This window comes from Roseibium porphyridii (genome assembly GCF_026191725.2).
Classification (GTDB): domain Bacteria; phylum Pseudomonadota; class Alphaproteobacteria; order Rhizobiales; family Stappiaceae; genus Roseibium; species Roseibium porphyridii.
On the sequence record NZ_CP120863.1, the window covers coordinates 1868402 to 1880862 of the forward strand.

The window sequence follows — 12461 nt, forward strand, 5'->3', positions numbered from 1 at the left end:
GGCAATCACCATTACATGGTGGATTTCGGTTCGGTGTCGTTCACGTTCACACGGAACAGCCCGTCCAGGATTTCCTGCTCTTTTTCTTTCGCAGCTGCAACGGCATCGGCCGGTGCAAGGCTCTCGTCGACAATGAAGCTGCCGCCGCCATAAGACATGAAGCTGAAGGGACCGTAGTCCGCCGGTTCAAAGCTGTCGTCGACAACGGCTCCGATTGCGCGGTCAATGGTTGGCTCCATATGCCACAAAGCGGATGAAAGAATTGTGCCGGGGTAGTCACCGGACGTATCGATCACGTTGCCGATTGCAAGAAGGCCTTTTTCCTTGGCCGCGTCGGACACACCGAAGCGCTCTGCGTAAAGAATGTCAGCGCCCTTGTCGATCATGGCAAACGCGGATTCTTTCGCCTTTGGCGGATCGTACCAGGAGTTGATGAAGGTTACGAGAAACTTCACATCGGGATTGACCGCTGTAGCGCCATCCATGAAGGCATGCATCAACCGGTTGACCTCCGGAATTGCAAAGCCGCCGACCATACCGATGACGTTGGATTTGGTTGTGGCACCGGCAATCATGCCCGACAGATAGCTCGGCTCATGGATCCAGTTGTCGAAAACGGCAAAGTTCGGCTGCGCCGGACCGAAGGACGAGCCCATCAGAAAGGCCGTTTCCGGATATTCGGCAGCCACTTTTCGGGCCGCACGTTCAACCGCGAACGCTTCGCCAACGACAAGGTCCATGCCTTGTTCGGCATATTCGCGCATAACGCGTTCATAGTCGGTGTTGGCGACGTTTTCTGAGAACGTGTAGGTGATCTCACCGCGTTCCTGGGCAGCTTTCAGCGCCTTGTCGATGCGGCTGACCCATTGTTGTTCAACTGGAACGGTGTAGATGGCCGCGACCTTGATCGGATCTGCAGCTTCTGCCGGTGAATACAAAAAGCCTGCGGCCACTGTGACCGACAAGGCAGCCGACAGGAGGGCCCTGCGGGCCTTCGAAAATGGTTTTGAAGTGAGCATTTGAGTCCCCTGGAAGGTATTTTTGCGGAAAAAGTTGATCACAAAATATGCGTGCCCACAAGCTGTGCAGCGCGCTAGAGCGATATTTTTTGATCAATTGGGAAAATTTTTGCCGATTTGGAATTCAGACACGTCAGGAGCAACTTGAATTTCAGGCAACAAAAAACGCCGGGCAAGCCGGCGTTCTTTCAAGGTGACGATACAGTCGGACTTAGTTGAACAAACTGGATACCGATTTTTCGAGCGCCGTACGGTTGATTGCCTCGCCCATGAGGGGAGCAATCGAGATGGCCCGAATGTTGGAGGCCGCCGTGATTGCAGCTGTCGGCTCGATTGAATTGGTGATGACCAGCTCTTTGAGTTTAGAAGACGCAACACGCGCAACGGCACCACCGGACAAGACCCCGTGGGTGATATAGGCCGTCACCGACTTTGCACCTTTTGCAAGCAACGCTTCCGCAGCATTGCAAAGGGTGCCGCCACTGTCGACGATATCGTCGACAAGAATACAGTCATAACCATTCACTTCGCCGATGATGTTCATGACTTCCGATTCTCCAGGCTTGTCGCGTCTCTTGTCGACGATGGAGAGAGGAGCCTCGATACGTTTGGCGAGGGCGCGGGCACGGACCACACCGCCGACATCCGGTGACACCACCATGACGTTGTCGGTGGCATAACGTTCCTTGATGTCGCGTGTCATGACCGGAGCAGCAAACAGGTTGTCGGTCGGTATATCGAAAAAACCCTGGATCTGTCCGGCGTGCAGATCCAGGGTTAGAACGCGGTCAGCACCTGCTTCGGTGATGAGGTTTGCCACAAGCTTCGCCGAGATCGGCGTTCGGCCGGAAGCTCGGCGGTCCTGCCGGGCGTAACCGAAATATGGGATTACCGCGGTGATACGACGTGCGGAGGAACGGCGCAGCGCATCGATGATGATGAGCAGTTCCATAAGGTGGTCGTTCGCCGGGTAGCTGGTTGGCTGCAGGACGAAGACATCTTCGCCACGCACGTTCTCTTGAATTTCAACGAAGATTTCCTGGTCGGCAAATCGCCGGACCTGGCATTTGGCCAGAGGTACATCCAGGTAAGTGGAGATTTCCTCCGCCAGGGCTCGGTTCGAATTGCCCGCGACGATCTTCATGAGCCGCAAGTCCTTCTGGTGCGACACCGTGTTTCAAGAGGAAGCCCCTGAAAGGCACGGAAATGGACTAGATCTTATCGAGTTGCCGGACGCCGCAAGATCTGCTGGAGATCCTTCGGCAGGCGGCGGCGTTTTAGCAATCAACCACCTGGACCACAACCGCCGTAAGGGGCAGAACACCTGTTTTTTTTAAAATATGTGACGTACGGCGTTAATTACCCGGCTAACCGTTTCATTATCGGTTGAGCCAGGCCTTTATTTCTACCATCGAGCGATTGGCGATGCGCGATAATGTCCCCGAATTGACCGACTGCCATGGATCGCCGGATGCGCCTCCGGTGGATTCGGTGCCTGAGATTCGATTGAGTCGGCGTCCAGACCCGTCGACGATATCAAATACGTAGAATACGGTTCCCGTTGAGGGTTGTCCGGTGGCGGACAGATAGCCGTTCACGCGATAAGTTGAGCTAGCGCCAACGCGCCGTACCAGAGTGATGCCCTGTTTGCGTGCCTCCGCTCCGATGAATTCGGACAGTTCGTCAGCAATATTGCCGGGTGCTCCGGTAAAGGGTTCAAAGGCAAATGTGACGCCTTGGGCCTCGTCTGAAGGGCCAGACAGAGATGGCGCGGGTGCGGCTGACGTGATTGAGGTCGGTGGTTGCGGCGAGGCCTGGCAGGCGGCCAAAAGACCTGCGACTAGAAAGCCGGTGATCAAGCGCAGAGGAAAAACAGAAGTCTGATTTAAAAAACGGACCATGGAGATGCCTGGCTCTCTTTGTCAATTTACCGTGGATGCGGGCCCTTCACGAGAATCGCAAAGAAAGAACCGGGCCGCAGATTTGCCCTTGGTTTAGCCTGACTTGACCGGCAGGTCGAGAGGCAGCGTGGATAAGCTCTCCGGAGTGTCCTGTGTTGTCAGGTAGGTCTGACCAAGGGTCATGGCTGTTCCGGATATGGAATCCATCAAGATCATGTGCATGAAGATCACCATGTTCTCTTTGACTTCGGCCGGATTGGCCTTGTAGGCCATGGGCGTATCCATCCAGCTCGGCGTGAACCTTGCCCCCAGGGAATAGCCACAGGCATTGAGCCTGTGCGGCATCATGCCGTGGCTGTCGATCCGTTCCGCATGAGCGTCAAAGACATCACCGAAAGTCCGACCCGAAACGAGTTGCGTTTCGACCGCAGCCAACGCTTCTCGTGCGGCAAGATACATCTCTTGGTGCCGGTCGCTCGGTGTTCCGATAACCACGGTGCGCATCAGGGCAGCGTGATAGTGTCGATAGCTACCAGCCCATTCAAGCGTGATCTGATCCTGGGCTTCAAGTACACGGCGACCCGCCTTGTAGCGGCAGAGCAGGGCGTCCCGACCCGACCCGATAATGAACTCGTTGCCTGGATAGTCGCCTCCACCTTCGAAGATTGTGGCCTGCATGGCGGCCAGGACGCGGCCCTCGTCGGCGCCCGGCCGAATTTCGTCGAGGCCGGCCAGGTATGCCTTGTCGGCCAGCTCGGCGGCTTTACGGACATAGACGATCTCTTCCTGGCTCTTGACCGAACGCAATTCGGGTATCAACGGGGACGCATCACGAATGTCTGCAAAGGTGGACAGTTCTTCGTTTATCTGAAGTGCAATCTTGCCGGTCATTCCGTGCGTATCGTACTCGATACCGATGCGGCTTCCCAGAAGGTCCATGTCAAACAGCATTTCCTTCAGCTGCGACACTGGACTTGCCGAACCCCGGTCAATCCAGATCCGGATATCTGGAATGTTGGACGTGTGTTTGGCCTGCCGTTCGTCGGCTGAACGTGTCAGCAGCACCATTCGGTTGTCACTCGTAACGACGAGGCACTGGAAGAAACAATAGCCGAAGGTGTCGTAACCGGTGAGCCAGTACATGCTCTCTTGCGCGAACAAAAGCATCGCGTCGAGCTTCTCCGCCTCCATTGTCGCGTGAAGTTTCGCAAGACGTGATTTGAATTCTTCGTCGGAAAAATGAAGTGCCATGAGCCTTTGTCCAATTTATCGCGTCAGAACGATTGCACTGATCTGGCGGCCGTAGTCCGGTTCCCCACGATGTGTTGTGCGGCGGTAGGAATAAAATCTGTCTTCGTCGGCATAGGTGCAAAGGCCCATATTGGCCACCTTTGCAAGGCCGAGCCCATGGAGCGTGTCGCCGATATAGGCCTGCAGGTCGAACATGAAGTGACCGGCTTTCTCAGATGGTAAGAAATAGATTTCGTTCGCCGGATTTGCTTCAAGGAAGCGCTGTTGGAACTCCGGTCCGACTTCATATGCCGATTGTGAAATGGCAGGTCCGAGTACGGCGGTGATGCCGGACGGCGAAGCGCCGAGATCCACCATGGCAGACACAGTGTTTTGCAGAACGCCGGTAACAGCTCCCTTCCAGCCCGAGTGGGCAGCGCCAACAACCCGGGCCTTCGGGTCGGCGAAAAGGATTGGGCCACAGTCAGCCGTCGATATGCCGATTGCCAAGCCAGGCGTGCTTGTGACCAAGGCATCCGCCCTGCGGTCCGTGCCGTCTTGCCACGGTGTTGTTACTGCAATCACGTCCGGGGAGTGGATTTGATAGGGAGCGAGCAAGTTGGCGGTATCGACGTTCATTTCCGCTGCTACACGACGTCGGTTTTCAAGAACGCTGTCACGGTCGTCATCAGAGCCGAGGCCGATGTTGAGACTATCATAAATGCCGCCTGAAACACCGCCTTGCCGCGTGAAGAACCCGTGGTTCAACCCTTCCAGCTGCAATTCCGCTGCCTCAAGTCTCATGCTTTGCTCCGGTGTGGGAAAGATTCGAATTCCAAATCCTTGGTATCTTCACGCAGCTCTGTCAAATGGTGGAAACGAAATTTCCTGTCCTGTGATTGCAAGCACCTTGAACAAGTCCCCCATTTGATCGGGTGCTGCCAGGCGTTCCACGTCGTCGCGAATATGCTCTTGCTCAGTGTGTGATTTGCCGGCTCCCAATGCGCCAGCGCGCTCCAAAAGTCCTGCACTGACCAGAAAATCGCCCTGTTTCTTGGCCGGGAGAGCAATCGCGCCGCCCCTGATAGCACTTGCGGCAAGCGCCTCGAAATTGACGTGTGCCGTAAGGTCGGCTTCGCCAGGGTGATTCAATACGTTATCGAAGGCATGTCGGTAGACCGCTTGCAGCGTGTCCCCCGCCGCGGTCTTCAGATAGCCATAGTCTATTATCAGGGCAACGCCGCCGTGATCTGTGAGATGCTTGCCGATTTCTTCGGCAATCGCGTTTGCAGCCGGTTGAGTTTCAACGATCGTTCCTTCGGGCGCTGCAATCAATTCATGAGGCACTGCGCTCTCTGGAAGACGGGCAGTTCCCGCCCCGAACATGAGCTCACCAACCTTCGACAGACCAATCTGACGCTCTCGCCAGCCATCAGCGGTTTTAATGAACTGGTGAATGGGCAGCGCATCAAAGAACTCATTGGCGATCAGCAGAAGAGGGCCGCCCGGCAACTCCTGAAAGGCGGACCTGAAAGTGGGTTGAAGCGGACTGTCGCGGAGTGTCTTCTCTTGCGTCTTGCGAAGCCGAAGGCTTGTTTCGACCAGGTTCAGGCGGGCAGCATTCAGAAAATCCGGTCGAAGTGAGGCCATGCGAAGAACATCAGCCATCAACGTGCCGCGGCCTGGGCCTATTTCTGCCAACTGGACTTCGGCAGGCGATCCCATCGCATCAAATGCGGCAAGGCAGACGGCACCGATCAGTTCGCCAAACATCTGGCTGACTTCCGGAGCGGTTATGAAGTCTCCGTCGCGGCCAAATGGATCTCGGGTCGTGTAGTAGCCGGCTTCAGGATCGCTCAGACATACCCGCATGTATTCGGCAACGGTGATCGGACCATCTGCCGCAATGCGCGCTTTTAATCTCTCTTTCAGATCCGTCACGAAACGGCGGCCCCGGTCTTGTTGCGAGATGCCCAGATCATGGCGATGATGCCTGCCAGGATCATTGGCAGCGACAACACGATCCCCATTGTCAGGAACCCACCGAAATAGCCGATATGGGCATCTGGAACCCTGTAAAATTCAACGATTGAACGACCGATGCCGTAGCCGCATGCGAATGCTCCAGCCAGGAAGCCAGGTCTCTTTAACAGCGCAAACCGATGGCTCAAGACGCGCAGGACCAGAAACAGGACGACACCTTCCAGCGCAGCTTCGTAAAGCTGGCTGGGGTGTCGCGGTTCCGGCCCTGCGCCTGGAAATACGAAGGCCCACGGCACGTCGGTTGGTCGTCCCCAGAGCTCTGCATTGATGAAATTGGCTATCCGTCCGAAAAACAGGCCGATTGGTGCTGCGCAGGCTGCCAGATCGAAGAGCGTCCATATGGACAGCCCCCGGCGCCAGGCGAACAGGATCATGGCGATAACAGTCCCGGCAAACCCGCCGTGAAAGGACATGCCGCCACTCCAGATGGCAATCGCTTCGGCTGGATTGGCAAGGTAATAGGCGGGATTGTAGAAAAAGACATACCCCAGTCGGCCACCGATAATGATCCCGAGCGTTCCCCACAAAACGAAGTCATCTAGATCGACCGGGCTCGGTCGCTTCTGGTTGCCCCAAAGTCGCTCGTTTTGAGCGAGAATGCGCATATATCGCCAGGCCAGAACGATGCCGACAATATAGGCCAAAGCGTACCAACGCAGGGCGAAAGGGCCGACCTCGAAGATCACTGGGTCGATTGCGGGAAACGGCAGAACCAATAATGGCGGCACGGCAAATCCTTAAGGCGAGATCCGGAACGGGCAAAACCAGGCGCAACGCTTGGCGGATCTTGGCGTCTTCGTCAAGACACAGGGTGCGGCGCAATTGGTTCTTGAAGTTGCGCGCATTCCCTCATACGTGTCACCTATTCGCTTCTACCGCAAATAGGAGGGTCCGATGACCCAAGGCCCAAACCGAGTTCTCGACGATTTTGCCAAGCTGATGACAGACGCAGCCGGTGTTGCCCAGGGTGCGCGCCGCGAAGTTGAAACAGCGTTTCGTGCACAGGCCGAGCGGTTTCTTTCGGAAATGGACGTCGTCTCTCGCGAAGAACATGAAGCAGTCAAGGAAATGGCGACCCGGGCACTCGACAAGGTCGAAGAGCTCGAATCGCGCCTCGCAAAGCTTGAAAACCCGGGTTCGGACCCGTCTGCCGACGCCTGAACTGAGTTCTAACGTTGATGTGAGCGATTTCTGTTAATTGTGAATGACAGAAATACGACGCTCACACGCGGCAGAATTGCAGTGTTTTTGAGCAGTATGATCAAAATTCTTGCGGCGTCGTCCACAAGTTTCGGCTTTTCCGGATCAGTTGGTATGTATCGCTTAAATCATTCCTGATCCTATACTCAAAGATAACAGGGATTCGTCGGAGCAAGACGGAACCGGTTCGATCTAAAGGGCCATCAAGGACGCGTTTTGCTCCTCCGGCATGGGACATTTCCCGGCGGCCCGCCCGGTTGTTGTAATCGGGTATTCGGCCCCGGCTCGAAAGGGGAGAAGGCACATGAGCCTCATCGAGATCGAATTCGAGCGACCTGGCAATCCCGTCGATACCATCGAGACTGTCGCCGCCTTGAACGACTGGACGTTTGAACGGTCGGACGAGGACGAAATAACCATCTCCCTTGGCGGGAGCTGGTGCGACTACCATGTGTCCTTTTCCTGGATGGAAGAGGTCGAGGCTCTGCATCTGGCTTGTGCGTTCGACCTCAAGGTCACCGAACCACGCAAAACCGAAGTTCTCCGGTTGCTGGCTATGGTGAACGAGCAACTCTGGATGGGACATTTCGATCTCTGGCACAAAGAGAACGTCATCATGTTCCGCCAGTCGCTGCTTTTGTCCGGAGGGGCTGAGGCCTCCTCAGCGCAAATTGAAGCAATGCTCACAAATGCACTTGAAAACTGCGAACGTTTCTATCAAGCCTTCCAGTTCGTTGTCTGGGCCGGGTATTCGGCTTCCGAGGCAATGAACTCGGCCTTGTTTGAAACCGCAGGAGAAGCATGAGTTTTTCCAAAGATCGCCCTTTGCTTCTCGTCGGAGCCGGCAAGATGGGCGGGGCAATGTTGTCGGGATGGCTGGCAGAGGGTGTCGACCCCGCCGCGATTGTTGTCGCCGATCCAAACCTTTCCACTGAAATGGGCGCGCTGCTTGCCAAGCATGGCGTGCGCCATTTAACCGCTGCTCCGCCAGATTTGACGGCTGGGATTGTGCTTGTTGCCGTCAAACCTCAAATGATGGATCAGGTACTGCCGCAGCTTAAAACGGTCGTTGGCGCCGATACGCTTGTGCTTTCCATCGCAGCCGGCACACCAGTCTCCAAATTTCAACAGCATTTCGGCAAGGTTCCTGTCTGCCGGTGCATGCCGAACACGCCTGCGATGGTCCAACGCGGGATCACTGCAGTGTTTCCAACACAGGAAGTCACTGATACGCAAAGAGCGGATGTGACCAAGTTGTTGTCGTCTGTCGGCAAGGTGGTCTGGCTCGATACGGAAGATCAGATAGACCTGGTGACCGGGGTCAGCGGTTCGGGGCCCGCATATGTGTTTTTCCTGGCGGAAGCGCTTTGTGAAGCGGGAAAGGCCGCAGGACTGCCTGATGAAATTGCCCAGGAACTGGCCGTTGCCACGGTCAGCGGCGCCGGTGAACTGATGCACCAGACGGGTGACCACCCTTCGCAACTTCGTCGAAATGTCACCAGCCCAAATGGCACAACAGCGGCGGCTCTTGACGTGCTGATGCACGCAGAAGGGCTACAGCCTGTCATGACAGACGCTGTTGCTGCTGCAATCAGGCGCGCCAAGGAATTGGCCGAATAGTCCTTGCTCAAATGGGCCTGCGGCGCGGGGTCACCCTTTTCGCGGGCGCCTTTGCTTCCTATCTTTGACCTACGAAGGAAACTGGAGGCCCGTTCATGGCGACCGCAAAGACCAAACAGAAGATCCTTAAGACTTTTCTGAAGCTGCTTGAGACACACCCTTATGACGAGGTGTCGCTCCCATTGCTTGCTGAAGAGGCAAAGGTCAAATTGTCGGATATGCGAAGCGCATATGCATCTAAGCTTAAGCTGGTTGCTGCGTTCTATGAGCAAATCGATACAAGCGTCCTGGAAGAACGGGATGAGGACATGGGCGATCAGCCGGCCCGCGACCGCTTGTTCGACGTCCTGATGACACGGATCGACACACTGGCCGAATGCAAGGAAACCGTTCGGGCCTTGCGGGCTGCCGCCCAAAAGGATCCAGCGCTTGCTCTGGATTTCAATGCGATTGAAGTGCGATCCCAAAAGTGGATGCTGATTGCCGCTGGCATCGATGTGTCAGGGGTAAAGGCAACAGTGGTCTCGCAGGGACTTTCAATTGCTTTTGGCCGTGTCCTTGATGTGTGGTTGGACGAAGCAGACGAAGGCATGCCGCGGACAATGGCGAAGCTGGACAAGGAACTCGACAAGGGAACTTCGTTCATGAAGCGCCTCAAGGGCGTTGAAAGTGCCGCCAAGAGGATGCGTTCGTTCTTGAAAAAGGCTGCCCAAGGCCGCAACCATCGGCGGAGGCGCGGCGACGAAACGGACGATGACAGCGCCGACTTTGCTGATGAAGCACCAGCCGGGGCTTGAAACCGCACCAGCAAGGCGGAAACCGACTTGCAATAGCGGAATTGACCGGACAAGGTCGCTTGCGGAATGAAAGGATCCTTTCGTGAGCGACCAGATCAGTTTTGATGATTTCCTGAAAGTGGATATACGCGTCGGACGTATCGTAGAAGCCGAGGAATTTCCCGAAGCCCGAAAGCCGGCTTACAAAATGAAGATCGATTTCGGGCCTGAAATCGGCGTCAAAAAGACCTCTGCACAAATTACCAAGCACTACACACCCGAGACACTTATTGGAAAACTGGTGATGGCGGTGGTCAACTTTCCACCGCGCCAGATCGGACCGGTCATGTCGGAGGTGCTGACACTGGGCGTGCCGGACGATGAAGGTGAGGTTGTGCTTCTCACGCCGGACAAGGACGTTCCCATCGGTGGTCGTCTCTATTAGGATTTGGTCTTCGGCCTACAAAACCGTGCCCCAGATCCAGAGAAAGGCCCTCCGACGGCTCCATGTTCCATCTGACCAGGAAAGCTGCCTGCGACGTGCCGGGATTATTTCCGGCTCAATCGGCACTGCGGCAAATGGCCTTGCTAGTCTTGCTGTTGTTTCCTGCCTCAGCCGCCAAGGCCTGTTCGCTAGCCCTGGTCCTGGCAGTAGATGTTTCGGCAAGCATCACCGAGGAAGAATACGAGCTGCAGCAATCCGGAATCGCCGCTGCTCTCAAGCATCCAGATGTGATAAAGGCCATCGAGACAGTCGATGGCATTTGGTTGCACGGTTTTGAATGGAGCGGGCGCTACCAGCAGAACACGCTGCTTGACTGGAGATTTCTTTACGACGAAGCAAGTGTTTCTGCAGCGGGAGATGCGATACTGGCCACAGAGCGCGATCATAGAGAATTCATGACATCGCTCGGATCAGCGCTCGTTCATGCAACTGATGTTCTCTCGACAGCTCCTGAGCACTGCGATCGACAAGTCATCGACGTGTCTGCGGATGGCATCAACAACGAGGGGGACGATCCGTTGGTCGCCTATGCGACCCACGATTTTGCTGATGTTACCGTCAATGCGCTGGTCATCCGAAAAGAAGAGAGAACCTTCGGGTATTTCGTCAACAAGGTCATTACGGGCCCAGGCGCTTTTGCCCAACCGATCAACACCTATGAAGACTACACGGAAGGTATGGTTCGCAAACTTGTGCGCGAAATCATGGGACTTGGTTTTGCCGATCTGCAGTCAGGAGACTTAGGTCACGCGGGGACGCGCAGTTTTGCCCGCAAACCGCCCAGTGGGGACTCTTCCAGGTAAATGTCCCCACCGTGCGAGCGGGCAATGTCCCTTGCAATGGCAAGACCTAGACCGCTGCCGGTTTCATCCATGTTTCTGGCGAGATCCAGTCGATGGAAGGCGCGGAAGGCGAGTTCACGTTGATCCGGTGGAATTCCGGGTCCATCGTCATCAACGACAATTGTCAGCCAACCATTGGCAATGCGGCCTTCAACCTCGACGCGGGAGCCATATTTGCATCCGTTGGTCACCAGGTTGGCCAGAGATCGCTTCATGGCCAGTCGCCTGATTTCAACATCCGACGGGCCGTTAAAGCGGATCGTCACGGATTGCCCGGAAATCTCGGCTTCCTCTTCGAGCTCTTCCAGCAAGATCGCAATGTCGGTGACCTGGATATCCTCGTCGCCATCCCCTCTGGCAAAGGCAAGGTAGTCTTCCAGCATATTGCTCATCTCGTCGACGTCCTTGCGCATGGCGTCGCTTTCCGGTGTGTCACCGAGAAAGGCCAATTGAAGGCGCAGGCGGGTCAGGATCGTGCGAAGATCGTGGCTGACACCGGCGAGCATTGTCGTTCGCTGCTCGATTTGTCTCTCAATCCGGCGGCGCATATCGATAAAGGCAACGCTCGCGCGCCGGACTTCACGCGCACCGCTGGCGCGGAAGTTTTCAACCGGACGGCCCTTGCCGAACGCCTCGGCCGCATTCGCCAGGCGAATGATCGGTCTGATCTGATTGCGCAGAAACAAAAGTGCGATGAACACCAGAACCAGCGAGGTTGAGAACATCCAGACCAGGAAAATGTGTGAATTGGACGCGTAGGTCTGGCTGCGGCGGGTGAAAATGCGAAGGATCGAGTCCTCCAGCTGAATGCGGATTTCGACGAAACGGGATCGTCCAACGGTATCAATCCAGAACGGTTTGCCGATCCGTTGGCTGATCGCAAGACTGAGTTCCTGATCGATAACATCGAAGAAGGGTTTGGAAGTTGGCGGCGGCAGGGGCTCCAGCGGCAGGATCGTGATTGACATGCCAAGTGCCCGCGCGGACATTTCCTCGATCTTGAGGTGGTCGGGATCCTGCGGGTAGTTTTCCAGAACATAGACAACAGCTGCGATTTCTCGCACGACCGCCTCAGACATGCGTCGTGACACCAGCTGATAGTGGCGTTCCATGAAGACGAAGACCAGAACCGACTGCAGTATTACGATCGGTGCGACGATGATCAGGAATGTCCGTGTAAACAGCCCCTTGGGCATCACCCGGTACATGAACCTGGAAACCGTGCCGTAGAGGTGTAGAAATGGTTTGAGCGGCGCGATCATTGGCTTCAATCGTTCAGCTGAGGGCAGGCGACGCAGTAGGGAGGTAAATACCATCTGGAGGCG

At 55.8% G+C, this 12461-nt stretch carries 14 protein-coding genes; 6 read left to right on the forward strand and 8 right to left on the reverse strand.

From position 1 onward, the window contains the following. Window positions 1-11 precede the first annotated feature (11 nt). The 7 genes from K1718_RS08645 to lgt form a co-directional block, all read right to left on the reverse strand. Entirely contained in the window at window positions 12-1019 is a 1008-nt protein-coding gene (locus tag K1718_RS08645; protein ID WP_152500555.1) for a BMP family protein, read from the reverse strand. A gap of 211 nt (window positions 1020-1230) precedes the next feature. After that, on the reverse strand, window positions 1231-2163 hold the full coding sequence (locus tag K1718_RS08650) for a ribose-phosphate pyrophosphokinase (RefSeq protein WP_152500556.1): 933 nt from the start codon (window positions 2161-2163) through the stop codon (window positions 1231-1233). 235 nt (window positions 2164-2398) lie between these two features. After that, on the reverse strand, window positions 2399-2920 hold the full coding sequence (locus K1718_RS08655) for a hypothetical protein (RefSeq protein ID WP_265683807.1): 522 nt from the start codon (window positions 2918-2920) through the stop codon (window positions 2399-2401). A 93-nt stretch (window positions 2921-3013) separates the two neighbouring features. Next, window positions 3014-4171, reverse strand: a complete 1158-nt coding sequence (locus K1718_RS08660; RefSeq protein WP_265683810.1) for a M24 family metallopeptidase — start codon at window positions 4169-4171, stop codon at window positions 3014-3016. 15 nt (window positions 4172-4186) lie between these two features. After that, on the reverse strand, window positions 4187-4954 hold the full coding sequence (gene pgeF / locus K1718_RS08665) for a peptidoglycan editing factor PgeF (RefSeq protein WP_265683812.1): 768 nt from the start codon (window positions 4952-4954) through the stop codon (window positions 4187-4189). 48 nt (window positions 4955-5002) lie between these two features. Then, window positions 5003-6091, reverse strand: coding sequence for a class I SAM-dependent methyltransferase (locus K1718_RS08670; protein ID WP_265683813.1), 1089 nt, complete (start codon window positions 6089-6091; stop codon window positions 5003-5005). Further along, the gene (gene lgt / locus K1718_RS08675) at window positions 6088-6921 is read right to left on the reverse strand and encodes a prolipoprotein diacylglyceryl transferase (protein WP_265683816.1); all 834 of its coding nucleotides are present in this window, start codon (window positions 6919-6921) and stop codon (window positions 6088-6090) included. Before lgt ends, K1718_RS08670 begins: the two co-directional genes overlap by 4 nt. A gap of 166 nt (window positions 6922-7087) precedes the next feature. Between lgt and K1718_RS08680 the strand changes: the two genes are divergently transcribed. From K1718_RS08680 to K1718_RS08705, 6 genes are all read left to right on the forward strand, one after another. Next, window positions 7088-7354 (forward strand): accessory factor UbiK family protein, encoded by a 267-nt coding sequence (locus tag K1718_RS08680; protein WP_152500560.1) that lies wholly within the window; start codon window positions 7088-7090, stop codon window positions 7352-7354. A 343-nt stretch (window positions 7355-7697) separates the two neighbouring features. After that, complete coding sequence (locus tag K1718_RS08685; protein WP_152500561.1) at window positions 7698-8198, forward strand: type III secretion system chaperone family protein; 501 nt, start codon at window positions 7698-7700, stop codon at window positions 8196-8198. Beyond that, window positions 8195-9013 (forward strand): pyrroline-5-carboxylate reductase, encoded by an 819-nt coding sequence (gene proC / locus K1718_RS08690; protein ID WP_265683818.1) that lies wholly within the window; start codon window positions 8195-8197, stop codon window positions 9011-9013. The genes K1718_RS08685 and proC overlap by 4 nt, the downstream gene beginning before the upstream one ends. 95 nt (window positions 9014-9108) lie before the next feature. Beyond that, a complete protein-coding gene (locus K1718_RS08695) occupies window positions 9109-9810 on the forward strand; it encodes a TetR/AcrR family transcriptional regulator (RefSeq protein ID WP_265683822.1) in 702 nt (233 codons plus the stop codon). Between the two features lie 82 nt (window positions 9811-9892). Next, window positions 9893-10234, forward strand: coding sequence for a tRNA-binding protein (locus K1718_RS08700; protein WP_265683825.1), 342 nt, complete (start codon window positions 9893-9895; stop codon window positions 10232-10234). 134 nt (window positions 10235-10368) lie between these two features. Beyond that, window positions 10369-11097, forward strand: a complete 729-nt coding sequence (locus K1718_RS08705) for a DUF1194 domain-containing protein (protein WP_265683827.1) — start codon at window positions 10369-10371, stop codon at window positions 11095-11097. On the opposite strand, the gene K1718_RS08710 is transcribed toward K1718_RS08705, so the two are convergent. Further along, window positions 11040-12344, reverse strand: a complete 1305-nt coding sequence (locus K1718_RS08710; RefSeq protein ID WP_265684680.1) for an ATP-binding protein — start codon at window positions 12342-12344, stop codon at window positions 11040-11042. The two genes, K1718_RS08705 and K1718_RS08710, sit on opposite strands and share 58 nt — an antisense overlap. Between the last annotated feature and the right edge of the window lie 117 nt (window positions 12345-12461).